The organism is Pseudomonas sp. NPDC096925, assembly GCF_044762545.1.
Classification (GTDB): Bacteria; Pseudomonadota; Gammaproteobacteria; order Pseudomonadales; family Pseudomonadaceae; genus Aquipseudomonas.
The window spans coordinates 834,193-850,639 of record NZ_JBIWEM010000002.1; the positions used below are offsets into that span (position 1 = coordinate 834,193).

Below are 16,447 nucleotides of genomic sequence, written 5' to 3' on the forward strand. Positions count from 1 at the left end.
AGTGACTTTGCCTTTCCATCATCCAATCCTCTTCTTCAAAATAGCCAGGAACGGTCCGCGCGAATCGGTGGCCGATACTTTGTTTGCCGCCTCAATCAGTTGATCAAGCTCTGCATCAGAGTGGTGGCTGGTCGCGTTGCTGTTCTTGCGGCTCAATAAGGCTTGCGCTCCTCTTTGTTGAGGGCTGTCGCTTTCAGCTTCCTGGTGAAAGTAATCTTAAGGTCGTGAATCCGTATGGAGGCGAAACCAGGAGTGGCGGTCGTAGACTTTGCTACTGCTAGACCTTTCTTTCGCCCTTTCGCATTATTCTAAGCCGAGTGATTCATTTGGTGTATAGCTTGTGCTGCTGCATGGGGAAAACGCTCACGGCTGATGCATCGCTGCCAATCGATGATCGACATTGTTTGGTTGCTTAATACCACTAGTCGCTCGTCCCGGCTTTTTTGCCTGAGTCTCAAGCCGGTAGCCTCGGCTGGTACAGGAAGGCGCTGGTGCCCAGCGCTGACATAAAGAGCTCTCAATTCCGCCTCGGCTTGCAGGCCTCCAGCTCTTGGGGGTCAATGCTCACCTGAACAAGACCAACTTGTGCAGATGATCCGGTGCCGCTCAGAGGCACGTGACAATTTCAAACCATCTCTAGAAGCGCTGAGCCAGGCTAATTGGGATTTAATATTGTGAAATTGACTTGATGTGTTTTTTCAGAACCTTGCGCAGTTTGCTGCGATCTCCACTGTGATGCTGTTCGCGATGGCAGTGCGGGCATAAGGCGGCTACATTGTCAAGATTGTCAGCGCCATTTTCGCTGAGTGGGGTGATGTGGTGAACTTCCAAATAGTTACTGCCATCGCTTCGTTTGAATAATTTTGCAGTGCAGCCTGGCATCTCACAGGAATTTTTCGCTCTGAGTATTGCTGCCATCACCACGAATCGGTTGCGAATGAAATCGTTTTTGATGATTTCCTTTTTCTTAGGTTTTGTGGGGGCTCTCTTTGCTAGAGCAAAGATAATTGGGGGTGGAGATCTTAGGGCAAGCTCTTCTATCACCTCTTCAGTGGTAAGATCTTTCACGGACTCGAGCTTGATGGCGCAGAGCGTCTGCCCGATGTTACCAAGCAGGACATCATCGCCTACTGTTAGCCACTGGCTAATGAATTTTCGGCCGATCCGCGGCTCCGGCCCTCTATCCGCTTCAAGCGATCGATTTGAGTGATAGAAAGATGCTTGGATGCTAGTGAAGGCAGTATTTAGGGGTATTTTAATTTCAAACGGGATGCCTGGGCGCTTCTCGGAAGGGAGGATTCCAGCATTTTGGATAGCTATCTCTTGTTCAGTTGTAACGACGTAGGCGCTTTTGCTTTTGTCAGTGGGGGTTACGCGCTTGATGCCCCAATTGTCAAAAATCAGGCTCCAGTCAACAATTGCCATTTGAGGTCCCTCTGAGGCTACATGTGGTAGTGTAGATTAGGTGGCGTAGTGCCAGTTGTCTACGGGGCGTGTTCTAGCTATCCTGTCTGTCTTTGGGGTCGCACAGGAATTTAAAAAGGATGGGAAGCCTCCGACAGCACTTTACGGGAGTGGCTGCCAAGCATTTGTCTGCTGTTGACGCCACCCCTCGATCTCATCAGCATGAGATCGGCTCTAATGCCTTCGTACAGATTTTGGGTAACCCGGGAGAGCATAAGGTTTCTTTCGAAGGTACTTTTCTATACTTCGACGATGAAAGTGATACCCCGCTAAAAGCTACCGGTGGACTTACCTGGTACGATACCCGGCTACGTCAGGCTCACCGGAGGCCGGAGTACCGTTTGTACTATCGAGAAAATGCGGTTACGAATCGGATGTCAGAAGGAGACTTTTGTGTTCTCGCTGTTCGTCCAGACAACACTCTAATGTTAGTGGTTAGTCCGCGTGGCTCCACCAGTGAACAACAGATTCGCTGGCTTTTTGATATTGATCACTTGCCTATGAAGGGGTTTGAGGTCCACGAAGTCGAAGATAGAAGGCAAGTAAGCATTATTGAGGTGATGATACTTGAAGAACTGGGTATTGAGGTTCGCAGTTATAATGATGACTGGCTTGGTAAGATTGTCGATCGATTTGGGGAGCGTTTTCCGGTAACGGCTGAGTTCAGCTCTTTCGTCCGTGAGACCTGCAGGATGGCGGAACCGGTCCAAACGGATCCTGATTCCGCACTGCTAGCTTGGATGGAGCATGAGGAGATGCTCTTTAGAACGCTTGAGCGGAAAATTGTTCAGGCTCAGTTGGATAAAGGGTTTTCTGATGTTGAGCACTTTATCCGGTTCTCGCTGAGTGTACAGAATAGGCGTAAATCACGCGTTGGGCACGCATTGGAACATCATTTGGCTGCCGTTTTTGAAGCTCATGGCTTGCCCTTTGGTCGGCAAGTGATTACCGAGAACCGAGCAACTGCAGACTTTTTATTTCCGGGGCAGAAGCAATATAGTGATTTAAATTACCCAGACGAGCGGCTAGTGATGCTTGCTTCGAAGTCTACATGCAAAGATCGTTGGCGGCAGGTGTTGGCAGAGGCATGTCGAATAAAGGAAAAGCATCTCTTTACCTTGGAACCGGCTATAAGTTTGAATCAGACTAATGAAATGAAAGCCCATAATTTGCGATTGGTCGTCCCGTCGGCACTATTTGGAACTTATGGCAGCGAGCAGAAAGAATGGCTGCTAAATTTGGCTGCGTATCTGGAGCGTGTGAGATATATGATTTCTTGAGCTCTATGGTGTGGCCTGGCAGTGTTGTTGATTTAAACGCATCTGAGGGTGCCGGCTACTGCGTGTTGGCTGGTTGATTTTGCTGAAGAGCTTTTCTGATTTGAAAGTTGATAGTCTATGTGTTCTGTTCGTCAAGCTCGTGAAAGGTTGAGTTTTGAGATAGCCATGCTGCCACAGTGTCGATCAGGGTAATGGAGTTTTCACTCTTCATTTTCCGAATTGCGCACTCCCATATGATTAGAGTTCGCCAGCCAGCCTCATTAAGTTTGGCTATTTGAATTGCGTCTCGTACTTTGTTTTTCTCTATTTTGTCCATCCAGAACTCTGTACGAGTTTTGGGGGTCTTGAAGTATCGGCAATTATGGCCGTGCCAGAAGCAACCATGAACAAAAATTGCTGCTCTGAACTTGGGGAGAATTAGGTCGGGTTTGCCCGGCAGGTGAGTTGTGTGTATGCGAAAGCGAAAGCCTCGGGCATGGAGGGCCTTGCGAATGACGAGCTCGGGAGAGGTGTTTTTCCCCTTTATCCCTGACATCATGCGAGATCGCGTCACAGGATCAACAATATCAACCAAAATGAACCCCACTCAAGGTGCGGCGCACCCTGAGTGGTCAGAGGTTACGCAGGCAAGCTGAACTCCAGCTGCGTTTGATTCTGATCCGTTTTGGCCTTGGCTGCAAGGATTCGATCTTTCATTAGTCGGGCAACTGCTTCAAAAACAGGTACGGCGACCGAGTTGCCAAACTGTCGATAAGCCTGAGTATCAGATACCGGGATAACGAATTTGCTTTCGCCGGGCTTATCGAATCCCATCAATCTGGCGCATTCGTGAGGCGTGAGTCGGCGAGGGCGATTGATTTGATTCAATTCTCCGTAGAAATCCAGCTTTTCATTGAAGCCACGATCAACGAGAATTTCAGAGCCATCTTTGTGATATCGAGCAGACAATGTACGGGCTACATCGTTTGGTCGAGTCAGGCCAAACCCGAACCCATTACCTTTCTGGCGATGTTTTTCAGCGTACTTATAAAGATACTCCCATAGCTTTGGTGTCAAGATATATTTGGCGTCAACCTTTTCGTCAAGAAGGTCGCCGAAAGTTGGTCGAGCTGATGGATATAGCTTTTCGATTTCTTTAAGGGTGAACCCGCCGTGAACGTTAAGATCCCGTCGGAATCCTACGAGCACAATTCGCTCTCGGTGTTGGGGGACAAAGTGCCGGGCATCAATTACTTTAGGGTCTTGGCCTTTAGGGGCTTCGACATCTGCCACCTCATAGCCTAGCTCATTCAATGTCTCGCAAATAATGCGGAAAGTCTTACCTTTGTCATGACTCTTGAGGTTCTTCACATTCTCAAGAAGAAATGCTGCGGGCTTTTTTGCCGCTAGAATCCGAGCGACATCAAAGAAAAGTGTGCCTTGGGTCTCGCACTCAAAACCATGCTTGCGCCCCAGGGAATTCTTCTTGGATACACCTGCTAGCGAAAAAGGCTGGCAGGGAAAACCTGCGAGGAGTACATCGTGATCAGGGATTTCTTGATCGATGTGGCGATATGCCTCTTCTTCACTTATTTCTGCCTGATCAGAAAGGGTAACGGTGCGGATGTCCTGATTGAAGCGGTGCCGGGCGGGATCACAGTAGTGATTGGCTTTGTAGGTGCGGACAGCATGCTCGTTCCATTCAGATGTGAACACACATTCACCGCCGATCGCCTCAAAACCCTTTCGGATTCCACCAATCCCCGCAAAAAGATCGATAAAACGAAAGGAGGTCTTACCTTCAGGGCGCTTGGGCAGAAAAGATTGCAGGTGTACGAACTCCCGGTGGGTAAGCCTCGGGACAGCTTTGCCCTTCATCCACCGGTTCACGGTTTCTCGACAATGTGTAGAGCCAATCTCATTCAGCTTTGAAGCAATTTGTCCTTGGTCGTAAATCTCCAGCAATTGGCGAAGCAGCGCCAGGTCTTGCTGCGGCTGTAGCTCCTGAGAGCTTTGCGATTCGGTCTCTGCGGACTCGAGAGCGTGAGGTTCGAAAAGGTTCATGAGTCCGTATTCCTCTGGGTCAAACGTGTGATGTGCTGTCACCATTTTATTCCTTATCAGGATTTTGTAAACCGCCCATTTGCCATGGTTGCGCGCATTGCACGGGCTATGTGTACTGTATATGCAGACAGTATAGTGAGCAGCTTCTTTTGTGTCTCCGGATGATTACAGTCATTCGTAATGGCACTCTGGTTGCCGTGACGCGGCACAGAGCCTTTGTGCTTAGAATTGCCTCAGACCTGCTGCAGCGCAGGTGATGCCCTGCCGAGACACAGGCCGGGTTGGCCGGGCGCTTGAGATTGGGGCACCGGCAGAGATGTATCAGCGAATGGTATAAGGGTATTGATATTACTGTGCTACCAGTCGATGCTTGCAGCTGCGCTGAGGACTCGCGACAAGCCCTGTCCAGTTGGCATGCAGACCCCGTCCTTGACGGTGAACCGAATTACGATAATGGGCCGACCATTCGCCAAGGATGTCAGGAGCTCAACCTTGCCGAATTGGCCTGAGGAATTGCAGGAAGCTTATGATGACCTCACAGATTGATATCTTCGAGAAGCAGATCCGCGAAAAGCTTCCGACACATGAAAGCCCCGCCACGGCTGCAGAAGCCATCAAACGAGAGGCTTCAGTTTTTGGCATTACGTTTTCCGCCGACATGGATAAGAACCTTGCGATCGCCCTCGCACGTGTCGTCGCGTCGTTGGGGAGTGTGGAGGTCCTGCGTCATTCTTCGCTCATCAAGTCGAGGGAGGAGTGGTACACCGGGCCGAGTGCAAGCGACGTTCACTGGCCAGCGCTCGAAGGCTACTTGACCAACGTCAAGGGCTGGGACAAGGACGCTGTTAAATCGATAAACAAAAGCTCGTCGGAGGTGGTCTCGCTGTTGGCAAACCCCTCTGCGGCCAAATTTCGTCACCGCGGGCTTGTCGTGGGTTACGTTCAGTCAGGCAAAACGGCCAACATGACTGCCGTCATCGCCAAGGCAGTAGATGCAGGCTACAACCTCATTGTTCTTCTCGCAGGTGTCACCAATAAGCTCAGGGCACAGACACAGAGCCGAATCGAAAATGACGTCGTAATGCGCCACAGTCACCTATGGCAGCTGTGGACGGAGAGCAAAGACGACGGTGACTTTGAGATCCCGGCCAGTCGGCACTTCGCGCTTCCCGTGCCAGGTCGCGCTCAGTTGGTAGTAATGAAAAAAGTTGCTTCACGTCTGCAAGCGTTCCGCCGAACGATCGTCGACGACAAGGGGCGTAGCACCTCGACGAATGTCCAGGCGCAACTCAAGGTACTCATCATCGATGATGAGTGCGATCAGGCATCAGTAAATGCTTCGAACAATGACGAGGACATGACTCGAATCAACGAAGAGATTCGGAAAATCATCCGGGCTCTTCCTGCGGTCTCTTACGTGGGCTACACCGCCACGCCGTTTGCCAACGTCTTTATCGATCCGTATCCGCGCAACAAGGACGAACTGGACGATCTTTACCCTGAAGATTTCATTACAGCGCTACCTCGGTCCGACAATTATTTTGGGGCGAGGGAGGTGTTCGGTTTCGATCCGAAGGACGCCGACAACGAAAGTACAGAAGAAGCCGGCCGGGACATGATACGGACCATACCGGTGGAGAAACTGAATACTTTGCGTCCCGCTCGCGCAAGCGATAAAAACTTCAAGCCGCAGATGACAGAGGAGCTGGAGGAAGCGCTCCTCTGGTTCCTCATCTCGTGTTCCATACGTCGAGCGCGAGGCCAAGGACACGAGCATATGTCGATGCTCATCCACACATCACCGCTTATTTCTCAGCACGAAGGTATGGACGCGGTCATTTGTGGATGGCTGAAGACGCACGGTACTGATCTGGCTACAGGTAACGGAGATATTTCTGCGAGATTGAGCACGATCTTCAACCGTGAAATTTCTGCGGTTCCACTCGAGCACGACGTAAGCCCTCCGACATTGCAACAGCTTTTGCCACATCTCCAGCAGACGCTTGCAGCCCTGGAGGTTGCCATCGAAAACGGGGTCAGCGAGAAACGGCTGGACTACACGAAGGGCCCAAAAACCTATGTAGTGATCGGTGGAGCAGTGCTAGCTCGGGGACTGACGATCGAAGGGCTCTGCGTATCCTTTTTCCTTCGCACTTCGATGCAATACGACACCCTTCTTCAGATGGGCCGCTGGTTCGGGTATCGAAATGGTTACGAGGATCTTCCCCGTCTCTGGACTACGGCTGAGCTGATTTCAAGCTTCAGGGCGCTTGCGCGCATCGAGGAGGAAATTCGCGACGACATCGCGCGGTACAGCGAATACAAGACCACTCCTGCGGAGTTCGCAGTGAAGGTGCGCGCCATTCCTGGGATGGCAATTACTTCGGCGGCGAAAATGCGCCACGCGTTTCGTACCAGCATCAGCTTTGAAGGGCGTCATGTACAGACCATTCGCTTTGACCATCAAAGTGAACGAGTGGTCAGCGCCAACTGGTCTGCTGCTAGCTGCCTCGTGGATGACATTGGCGCTGACAATATCAAGGACTTGGGAAATCGAAAACTCGCCCAGGACATACCGCTGGCATTGATCAGAAAGTTTTTGAAGACCTACGAGATCTGCGACCAGCATATGGATCTGAAAAGAGAAATGCTGCTGGCTTACATCGATAAGGCAGGACAACAACTGCAAACCTGGAACGTGGGGTTCATCACACCTGGATCCAGTCTCTCTCGCAAGCCGCTGGGGCAGTTAGGTCCAATTCCTACCAACCGCCGCGCGCAGTTGAGCGCTTCGGAGCGAAGCTATGCCGACATCAAGGCCTTGATGTCGAAGAACGATATTCTCATCGACGCGTTAAGTCCCTCCAGCGACGAAGATGATGACTCGTGGGCATCTTTCAAAAGCCGAAGACCCGCTAAGCCGTTGTTACTGCTGTATGCGATTGACCAAGAGTCTCCGCCAATGGCGAGCACGAAAAATCGTGTCATGCTAGATGCCGCCGATGACCTCATTGGAATCGGTATCGTGTTTCCAGGCGTCAAGGATCACGCTGGTGCGTACTACGCGGTGGAGCTGGATGTTCCATCGGAAGAAAAAATCGACGAAGCATTGGAAGAGCTCGTTGCAGATGAAGAGGCGCAGACTGCCGATGCATAATCCTCTTCATCGGTGGTCGCAACTTCGCTCCAGTGAGAGGGGCGATGGCGTCGTCGAGATTCCGACTTTGGACTCCGGCATCGACACTGGCTTCGGTGTCGTACGTTACGCAATCGGCCTGCATGGCGAACCCCGTCTGTTGGTCCCAACCAGTGGGTATCATCCAGTAGGGCTCACCTCTACCAGCAAGCTCTCGATATCCATCGTCAGTCTTGCAGTCGCGGGTAAGAGTGTCCGGTTCATTGACGTCATGTGCCTTGAAAAAACGCTGAATGCAGTGTTTGCGGAGCTGGCGGAGGCAATTCTCAGGCGCCTGCAAAACGGAGATTCGCCTCACACGGCAGTTGCAAGCGCGATTCATGATTTCCGCGTATTGCTGGGGGAAACATCGACTCCGCAAACTCCTGAAAGTGCAATACTGGGGCTTGTTGGCGAACTGCTGGTACTTCGTGAACTGGTGAAGATAGACCCTGGCGCTGTCGATGCGTGGTCGGGGCCGCTGGGGCAGCGCCACGACTTCCGCAGGGGTGTTCACGCTCTGGAAGTGAAGACTTCCGGTCGCCTGGATACGATGCAGATAGGTATCAACGGCATAGACCAACTGGAGCTGCCTGACGAGGGCTCGCTTGTACTGGCGCATGTCAACATTGAGAAGGCAAGGGGCGGCGAGTTGTCCGTCGCGGAATTGGTAAAACAGTTGCAAGCCAGCGGAGTGAATACTTCAACGCTCAATGAGCGCTTGGCTGCAATCGGTTGTCAAAGCCCCGACGCTCCGGAATGGAATCGCATTGCTTACTCCGACTGGTCGATCAAGACCTATCAGGTTGGGCCTGGTTTCCCCAGAGTCACCCGTTCGGCATTCGAGTCAAAATCACTCCCGGCCGGCGTGAGCAATCTGACGTATACCGTAGACCTGACCCATGCCACCGCATACGAGCTCTCTGAAAGTGAGCAGATGTGCGCCTTCGAGAGAATCTCGAAATGAGCCTGTTGGAACTCTTCAGCGAACCATTCGCGCGCACCGGTAATATCGCCGCCGACGGCTTCAAAAAATTGCTTGGCTGCCCTGCACAGGATCTTTTGCAGACAGTGCTGCGGGAATCCATTCAGAACAGCATCGATGCGGGGCGTCTGGGAAAAGGCCCCACCATCCATGTCCGCTATCGCACGCTGACATCGGAGCAGTTGAGGTTTCTCCTAAACCAAGTGCTATCCGATCAAATCGCTTGCGACGAAACTGCAGGGGCCATCCAGGAGACCCTAGGGAAGTCCGATCTGAAGGTTTTGGAGATCTGCGACTTCAATACCACTGGATTAGGCGGTCCGACGTCAGGTGATGCCGTTGCAGAAGGTGACGAAGCGCTAGATTTCGTGAATTTCCTGCGAAATGTCGGTGTTGCGCGGGATACCCATAATGGGGGAGGTACATACGGGTATGGCAAAAGCTCCCTTTACGCGATGAGCGCCTGCTCCACTATTCTTGTCGATACACAAACCACCGCGAGCGGCACCCAGACGAGAAGGTTCATGGGTTGTCACCTCGGCAGTGCTTTTGACGCCATTGCATCGGACGGCAGGAGAAAACGTTTCACCGGGCGCCACTGGTGGGGTATCAAAGATAACGAAGGCGGTATCGACCCGGCCACAGGCGGAATAGCTGAAGAGCTTGCAGCATGCTTGGGCATGCCGGCACGTGCGCACCTCCTGACTGGTACGACAGTCATGATCCTTGACCCCTACGTGGCCGAGGGGGCACGCACAGTCGCGGATGAGATTATCGAGACGATACTCTGGAACTTCTGGCCTCGACTCACGCAGACGACTCCAGTGGAGAGGAAACTGGATATTCGGTTATTCATAGAGCAAACCGAAGTCCCCATTCCTCGACCCGAGCAGTTTCCACCGCTAGATTTATTTTCTGCTGCCATTGCCGAGCATCGCAATGTTGACGGCGATATCATTCGGATACAACGGGACAAGCCGTACAAACCCCTAGGGGCTCTCGCGCTCAAGAGGGGGATGCGTGCTACCCGCTCTGCAGTAGCCCTTCATGACGATTCCAAGGTGCCCCATCAGGCGAGCCACATCGCGGTGATGCGGCCTGTGGAACTCGTCGTCAAATATATAAGCGGTGCACCGTTCCCGGATACGCGCTACGAATGGGCGGGCGTTTTCATCTGTTCGGATGAGAAATCAGTAGAAGAAGCCTTCGCAAAGGCGGAGCCCCCTGCGCATGATGATTGGGTGCCTGACATGCTCCCTGGCTCAGACGCGAAGTCAATGGTCAGGATTGCACTGAAACGTCTTGACCATCATGCCCAAACCTACGCTTCCCCGACCTCGACGATTGTTGCGAGCGAAAGAACCAAAGGTCCCTCGCTAGCGAAGACTGCAGCCAGACTGGGAAATTTTCTGGATGCTGTTTCGGGTAAAGGACCAGGCAAACCAACCACAGCTAATTCTCGTACACCCCGCAAGTGTGATGACCTATCCGTGTCTGTGCCCAGGTTTTTGCGACTTGAAATTGACGAAAATGATCAGCCATGTGCGGTTTTTGAAGCCGAACTGCGTAACGACGAGAGAGATGAGCATCTTAAATTGCTTGCTGAAGCAAGACTCATCGCAGATGGTGGGATGACGGACAGCAAGGACCTTCCACCTGGATTTGGATCCAGGGTATTGAAGATGGATCTGGACGGTTCGCAGAAAGTAGCCTGTGGCGATACTCTGGAAGTGGGCAAGCAGAGTGGTATTGTGACTATTCGGGTGTTAAGTACAGTTCATGCCGCCGTCGGAGTACGCTTGGCTTTTGTAAAGGAGGGTGATCAATGAGAAGAATTGCTCTGCCATTTCTCACACTTTCCGATGACTCTGTTGTGCTAAATGGTTGGACGATCGGTGAACCAGGTCAGCCGCGGTTTCCTCTTGGCGAAATCCTGGAGGACTGGGACTACGAGAAAGATCTGGAGGTCGGAGTGGATGTCACTGTTGACATTGATCAGGCTGCTTTGGATCTGGCTCTCGACCCTGCTTCACTCAAGCTTGCCGCAGTGCTCGTGGTTGGGACCGGCGCAGGGTCGCTTCCTCGCGTAACCCACAATGCGTGCATAAAAATTCTTGATAGTGACGAAACCTGTGTACGTCTCGAAGCGACACTTGCAGGGCATACGCTCTCATCCCAGCTTTATCTTGAAGTCAGAATTCTCCTCGATGGGCCCACTGCATCAGGGAATCAGTTATCACCCCGGTTCAAAGGGGCGAAGCTTTGGCATACGGATCTGCGCGTCCTCATCGAGGATGGTGGCGGATCGCGCTTTCCGATCGAGCTCACGAGTTTCACTGACAGCTTTCAGGGTATGCCTGAGCAGAACGCTCCTTGGTATGTACAGTGGGACCCGTCAAACTTTCATGCCGACTTCGGGGGCAATGTGCGGCTCTACGTGAACGCTGACATAGAGGAGGTCGCGCAGCGCTTTGTGGACGGAGACCGGCTTTTGCTTCAAGCGATCGTAGCTGATGTCATGACACAAATGATTACTACCGCGCTTGATCAAGAGAGTGAGGATGATTTTTTGGTAAGTTTTGAAGAGGGATCCATCGGACAACAGACCCGTATCTGGATCGAAACCGCTTTTAGTGGGCAGAACCGCCAAAGTATCAGCGTCTTGCGTCGAAGCTTTCCCGGCCGTTTTCATGCATCGATTTTGGCAGCTGCCGAGTTAGGGGGCGAAGAATAATGACTGTCGCACTATTACCTCGCCTGAAGCCAATAGGTGTGGATACCGCCCTCGGACGATTTCATGAGACAGGCGTAAATACTCGATCTACTCTGAATATCCTGTCGGATTATTCGGACGTATTGTCGTTTGCTCCCAGCGGTGGTTACAAATCGGGCAAGGCCGCTTTGGATCTCGGGCAAGGCCTCAAAGAGATCGCACAAAGCGCAGGATTTCCTCGCGTAGTGAGCCAAAGCGCCAAGGCGGAGTTCGATCAGGAGGCGACGATCTACCTTGCGCAGGCGTCAGCACTGTCCAGTGGCGAAGCGCTAAGGAATGATGTTTGGGCATTTCTTGCGACTGTCATTGTGCCTGATCTGGTGGTATGGCGCTTCCCGGGTGAAAGTCGTAGCCGGTTTGCCGGTGGGAACCGAAATACGTTTCAGCGGCTCTGGATGCGCGGTAAGGGGCTTGATCGTGGAGAGGACCATCCTGACCGCTGGGGTCTGGTTAAAGCACTACCCGAGGATGCGATGGTACAGATATTTGAAAGGCCCTCCATTGCCAGCTCCCAGCGACTTGCGACAGCTGTGGCGGAGGGCTGGATGAGGGCGGCAATCGAAATAGAAAAAGGCACAATGGAGGACATCATGCGCAGAGCTATAAAGATTCTTCGTATTCGTAACGAGGTGATCGATCTGGCTTATCTGGATGCAGAGCAGCTTGAGGAAACTGTGGCGGCGGTTTTCGAAGATGCGATGTCCATTGAATCTGCCCCATGAAAGGTTTGCGCTGGCATAAGGCAGGTGGCGGCCGTAGGTCACCACATGGCCGGTAACGGTCATGCGCATACTTAGCTGGTCTATTAAGGGCGGTACAAGTTGCGCTGGGGGCTTGGATTGCTGGGGCCGCTTTGCGGCCCTTTCGCGACCTAGGGGCTCCTGCAGAGACTGCGTAAGTCATGGCAGGTGCGATAGTGCAGGGGCGGCTTGTTCTGCTCCTGTGGGGACGGGAGTTTTCAAGGGTTTTTCATCATTCCCAACTCGGCATCATCCATCAGCGCCTTGGCCAAAGCGCAGAGGTAGTGCGAGGCCCAGATCAGTTGGGGTTTGTCTTCCATCAAGCCATCCAGGGTCATATCCCGTGCGTAGCCCATCAGTTCCGAGGCCTGTTCGCGGGCGCTCTGGCAAGGGATGCCGGCTTCAATACGAAACAGAGGATGGGTCTGGTTTGCCCCTTGGTAGAAGGTGGTTTTGCCGACGGTGAATTTGGTTTCTTCTGTGGTCATTGTTCATTCTCCCCGAAATATCTAGTGCCTAGTCTGGCCTCATCGCCGGTAAGCCAGCTCCCACAGGTACTGCACAGGCCTCGAGATCTGTGGCGCAGCTCAGACCTTTGTGGGAGCCCGCCGTGCCGGCGATAGGGGTAGCCAAGGCGACACATCAATGAAGCCTTAGTGCAAAGTCCTAGGCTCAGTGGGCATCTGCACCTGGACAAGCGCGGACTCAAGCAAAGCTCGCAGAGTCTCCAGTTCATGCATTGAGGTCATCATCAAAATCGACGCTGGTGACTTGGGCTGCAGCAGCATTGCCTGATGCACAACGGTCGCCGCGCATAGCGCGTAATCCGTAGCTTGGATCAGGGTATCTTCAAGGCAAAGAGTATTTTGGGGTGGATCTGGGATTATCTTCAGCATGCTTACGCTCCAACAATGGTTGAGCTGCTATCCACCTCGCTGTCAAACGGGAGGGTGGCAGCTGTACGCGGGTTGACAGACCGAGATTGTTGGCACTCGGCGCACACGAGGGTGCCCGCACGTACAGCCGCCATAAGCGTATGCACACGGACAACAATCGACGGCCTGTCAAAACCGGTCGCTGAATTGGCAGCGACGGGTCGAGACTAGGACTCACGATTTGCATGTGCAACGAAAAACAGGCGCAGGGAGTATCTTTGGGAAATGGCCTACAAGGAAGGGCTTAATTCTGATTTTTTGCACGTCCACCCATGACAGCATGCAACGCTAGCTGCTCGGTTAATGGATCAAGGCTCTCAAAAAACTCGTCACCCATTTATCCCTGAATCCCGCTATGGTCATCGACGACTCCGCTTCTAAGCTGTACTCAGGTGCTTGGCTATACAGCGGTGTCGATCAGCTCGCCGGGGGGACCTGCCCAAACAGCTGATCAGCTGCTGCACCGCCATCCAGCCCAAGTGGGACACCAGGTAAGTACGTTATTCCAAACACGAAGAGGTACCAAGCGCCTTTCTAGTTTTGTGGTGGAAGCCCAGCCCAGCCATCCCGCATCCCGGCGAACACGTTCAAACTTGGGCATACAAGGCGCACCATGCGATCCGCCTTGCGCCTGAATTTGAGGTTTTCGTCCTCTGTCCACACGTAGGCTTTGAGCCAGATCGTCATGGACCCGACCTGAAACCTCAGGGCACTCTCGCCATCCAGAATCTTCAGCGCCCGCTTGACCTTTTCGTCCCGTTCAAAAACGGTCGCTACCAGCCCGACCCGATAATCCAGCCCGTCATCCTGCTGCTGTTTCACCGAGCGGAAGTCGGCATCCGAGAAGCGATAGTAGCCCCCTCGCTCCAGCTCCAGCTCCGTCTTTATCTCATCATCCTGGTAGCTGTACGGGTGGCTATGATAATCGCCGAGGAACGTGACCTCCGGGAAGAACGTATCGATGAAGCTTTGTTTGATTTCCTGCGGCGCATCGCCGTAGGAAATCGACCCTTGGTCTCGGGTGACAGAGGTGCAAGTGTCTGCCCAAACCACGCGATACATGGTTTGCGCGCCTATGGATTTCTGAGCGTAACCCCATAGGTGTCCGTAGGTTTCAACCCGCGCTGCGAAGTCGCCGTTTTCGAGCAGATGCTCGACTTTGTATGCCTCCAGCGCAGAGGTGACGATGCTGAAGAATGCTTGTTCGGATATCGATACTACTGAGTTGACCATGGGTAGCCTGGGGTTAGTCGATCGTCTGTTGGAGCGCCTCTCGGCGCAGCGTTACTGTGGCTCCGTCATCAACCGTGCCGAGGCCGCGACGGTTGGATCATTCGGCAGATTGCCAAGGAGTAACTGGTCCAGAAGAAAGCGCCGTGCTGCGCGTGAGCCGGCACTGACGCTGCTCGGGTGCTGAATGCGATAGCACTGTATTGAGTCATGCAGGCGGAAGCGCCACAGCTGTTTAACCGGAATGCCTTGCGTACGGTAATCACCGAGGTCGCTGCAAACACTAAGTTCGCCTTTGTGCGGGAAGAATTGTTGCCTGATGTGGGCACTGCTCGCGCCGTTGGCAAACACGATTATGTCAGGACGAAGTACGTCGATTTGCGCCTCGAGCAGGCGCTTGGATACCTTCGCGAGGTCTTCGAAATGTCGCCAGCGCATGGGTGACCCTTTCTGCCATGCGAAGCTGAAGAGGTTGGCCCAAGCGATACCTACGGATTGATCGGGCTGGTGGAGTTTGCGGAGAAAATTGAAGAAGCTGGCCCCTCGGTCGGCTTTGTCTTGGATGTACTTTGCCAAGTGGCGTTGCTGGATTGCCATGGCGCGTTGGATGTACTCGTCCAGATCAATGAAGGGTTTATCGGCGGTCAAAACATCCCAACGACGCGTTTCTCGGCCCACAACCATGATACGTTTTGCCGCCTGCTCAAACTCCGGCGACGTACCAGGCAGAAACAAGCCTGAAAGGTGCTTGAAATCCGCTTCGTGCTCGCGGCTGCGGTCCAGCCAATGCAGCGGTAGGCCTGATAACGCTTGGCGGTACGCGCTCATCAATTGTTGCTGCTTGCTTTCCATCGCTTGTTTTTCCGGGGCTGCATCTTTCGGCCGAATGTTGTCGGTGGGGAAGGTTTGCAAATTGGTGGGGTAGTGTCAATTTGATGTCGCGCGATGAAAATGGAACGTACCCAAGATGACTATCGAAGCTTTTGCCCCTTTCCAGCGCTTTGCCGCTGACCTGCTGAAGTACCTACCGGCCGACCAGCCAGATGGCTCCCACGACCTGTCCCACATCCATCGCGTATGGGTCAACGCGCAACGGATACAGCGCGTAGAAGGCGGCGACCTGGAAGTGCTGCTTGCAGCGACGGTGCTGCATGACTGTGTCGCAGTAGAAAAGAACTCGCCCTTGCGTGGGCAGGCGTCAACGCTATCCGCACAAAGGGCGGCGTCGATCCTGGCTGATATGGGCTGGCCATTGCAGCGCATCGAACAGGTGGCGCATGCAGTCAAAACCCACAGCTACTCGGCTGGCTTCGAACCACTCACCCTTGAGGCCAGGATTCTTCAGGACAGTGATCGCCTGGACGCCATAGGTGCAGTGGGTATCGCCCGGTGTTTTTACGTTTCCGGGCGAATGGGGTCGGCGCTGTACGATTTCGAGAACCCCACTGCATGGGGGAGGGAGTATCAGGACAAGGCGTATACGGTCGAGCACTTTCATACCAAGCTGCTCAAGCTTGCGTCAGGCTTTAAAACTGCTGAAGGGGCTCGGCTGGCTGCTGAGCGCCATGCTCGGCTTGAAGTGTTTCTTGCGGATTTCATGGATGAGATCGGGGCCAGCGGTGCAGGCTGAAGCGCGTGAACCCCAAACCCTTTAACAGTCAAGAACGCGATTGGTCTGTGGCTGTTTTTCCGCCGATTTTTCTTCACTGTGCAGCTGCCGGATGGATTACCGGTGACCGTGCCAGGGAATACAGGCTCAGAAGCCCCCGCAAGCCGATCCGATTGGATATTGAAAAGGGGGAGATTTCTGGAACCGTTGACG

15 protein-coding genes are annotated in these 16,447 nt (G+C 53.2%); 7 read left to right on the plus strand and 8 right to left on the minus strand.

The window, feature by feature from the left end:
• Positions 1 to 18: 18 nt before the first annotated feature.
• Positions 19 to 156 carry a hypothetical protein gene (locus tag ACIQYU_RS09935; RefSeq protein ID WP_241105690.1) on the minus strand — a complete coding sequence of 46 codons (138 nt, stop codon included), beginning with the start codon at positions 154 to 156 and terminating at the stop codon, positions 19 to 21.
• A 510-nt stretch (positions 157 to 666) separates the two neighbouring features.
• Complete coding sequence (locus tag ACIQYU_RS09940; RefSeq protein ID WP_135001997.1) at positions 667 to 1,425, minus strand: HNH endonuclease signature motif containing protein; 759 nt, start codon at positions 1,423 to 1,425, stop codon at positions 667 to 669.
• A 149-nt stretch (positions 1,426 to 1,574) separates the two neighbouring features.
• Here ACIQYU_RS09940 and ACIQYU_RS09945 point away from each other — a divergent pair, with 149 nt between their 5' ends.
• On the plus strand, positions 1,575 to 2,744 hold the full coding sequence (locus tag ACIQYU_RS09945) for a type II restriction endonuclease (RefSeq protein ID WP_402799360.1): 1,170 nt from the start codon (positions 1,575 to 1,577) through the stop codon (positions 2,742 to 2,744).
• A gap of 115 nt (positions 2,745 to 2,859) precedes the next feature.
• Here the strand turns inward: ACIQYU_RS09945 and ACIQYU_RS09950 are convergent, their stop codons facing one another.
• Both ACIQYU_RS09950 and dcm read right to left on the minus strand, forming a co-directional pair.
• Complete coding sequence (locus tag ACIQYU_RS09950; RefSeq protein WP_402799523.1) at positions 2,860 to 3,282, minus strand: very short patch repair endonuclease; 423 nt, start codon at positions 3,280 to 3,282, stop codon at positions 2,860 to 2,862.
• Between the two features lie 80 nt (positions 3,283 to 3,362).
• Positions 3,363 to 4,787, minus strand: coding sequence for a DNA (cytosine-5-)-methyltransferase (gene dcm, locus ACIQYU_RS09955; RefSeq protein ID WP_135001994.1), 1,425 nt, complete (start codon positions 4,785 to 4,787; stop codon positions 3,363 to 3,365).
• Between the two features lie 529 nt (positions 4,788 to 5,316).
• Here dcm and ACIQYU_RS09960 point away from each other — a divergent pair.
• Genes ACIQYU_RS09960 through ACIQYU_RS09980 form a run of 5 tightly spaced genes read left to right on the plus strand, consistent with a single transcriptional unit; the run spans position 5,317 to position 12,442 of the window.
• A complete protein-coding gene (locus ACIQYU_RS09960) occupies positions 5,317 to 7,944 on the plus strand; it encodes a Z1 domain-containing protein (protein WP_402799364.1) in 2,628 nt (875 codons plus the stop codon).
• The gene (locus ACIQYU_RS09965; RefSeq protein ID WP_241105686.1) at positions 7,937 to 8,929 is read left to right on the plus strand and encodes a PD-(D/E)XK motif protein; all 993 of its coding nucleotides are present in this window, start codon (positions 7,937 to 7,939) and stop codon (positions 8,927 to 8,929) included. The genes ACIQYU_RS09960 and ACIQYU_RS09965 overlap by 8 nt, the downstream gene beginning before the upstream one ends.
• Positions 8,926 to 10,776, plus strand: coding sequence for a hypothetical protein (locus tag ACIQYU_RS09970; RefSeq protein ID WP_135001991.1), 1,851 nt, complete (start codon positions 8,926 to 8,928; stop codon positions 10,774 to 10,776). The genes ACIQYU_RS09965 and ACIQYU_RS09970 overlap by 4 nt, the downstream gene beginning before the upstream one ends.
• Positions 10,773 to 11,681: a hypothetical protein gene (locus ACIQYU_RS09975; RefSeq protein WP_135001990.1), complete on the plus strand. Its 909-nt coding sequence runs from the start codon at positions 10,773 to 10,775 to the stop codon at positions 11,679 to 11,681. The genes ACIQYU_RS09970 and ACIQYU_RS09975 overlap by 4 nt, the downstream gene beginning before the upstream one ends.
• Positions 11,681 to 12,442, plus strand: a complete 762-nt coding sequence (locus ACIQYU_RS09980; protein ID WP_135001989.1) for a DUF6339 family protein — start codon at positions 11,681 to 11,683, stop codon at positions 12,440 to 12,442. Before ACIQYU_RS09975 ends, ACIQYU_RS09980 begins: the two co-directional genes overlap by 1 nt.
• 236 nt (positions 12,443 to 12,678) lie before the next feature.
• Here the strand turns inward: ACIQYU_RS09980 and ACIQYU_RS09985 are convergent, their stop codons facing one another.
• The 4 genes from ACIQYU_RS09985 to ACIQYU_RS10000 all read right to left on the minus strand — a co-directional run bounded on the left by ACIQYU_RS09985 (position 12,679) and on the right by ACIQYU_RS10000 (position 15,477).
• Positions 12,679 to 12,948 (minus strand): DUF3077 domain-containing protein, encoded by a 270-nt coding sequence (locus ACIQYU_RS09985; protein WP_135001988.1) that lies wholly within the window; start codon positions 12,946 to 12,948, stop codon positions 12,679 to 12,681.
• Positions 12,949 to 13,113: 165 nt separating this feature from the next.
• Positions 13,114 to 13,356 carry a hypothetical protein gene (locus tag ACIQYU_RS09990; protein ID WP_135001987.1) on the minus strand — a complete coding sequence of 81 codons (243 nt, stop codon included), beginning with the start codon at positions 13,354 to 13,356 and terminating at the stop codon, positions 13,114 to 13,116.
• A gap of 573 nt (positions 13,357 to 13,929) precedes the next feature.
• Positions 13,930 to 14,628, minus strand: coding sequence for a hypothetical protein (locus ACIQYU_RS09995; RefSeq protein ID WP_135001986.1), 699 nt, complete (start codon positions 14,626 to 14,628; stop codon positions 13,930 to 13,932).
• Between the two features lie 51 nt (positions 14,629 to 14,679).
• Positions 14,680 to 15,477 (minus strand): hypothetical protein, encoded by a 798-nt coding sequence (locus ACIQYU_RS10000; protein ID WP_135001985.1) that lies wholly within the window; start codon positions 15,475 to 15,477, stop codon positions 14,680 to 14,682.
• A gap of 115 nt (positions 15,478 to 15,592) precedes the next feature.
• Here ACIQYU_RS10000 and ACIQYU_RS10005 point away from each other — a divergent pair, with 115 nt between their 5' ends.
• A complete protein-coding gene (locus tag ACIQYU_RS10005) occupies positions 15,593 to 16,255 on the plus strand; it encodes an HD domain-containing protein (protein ID WP_087500116.1) in 663 nt (220 codons plus the stop codon).
• Positions 16,256 to 16,447 lie beyond the last annotated feature (192 nt).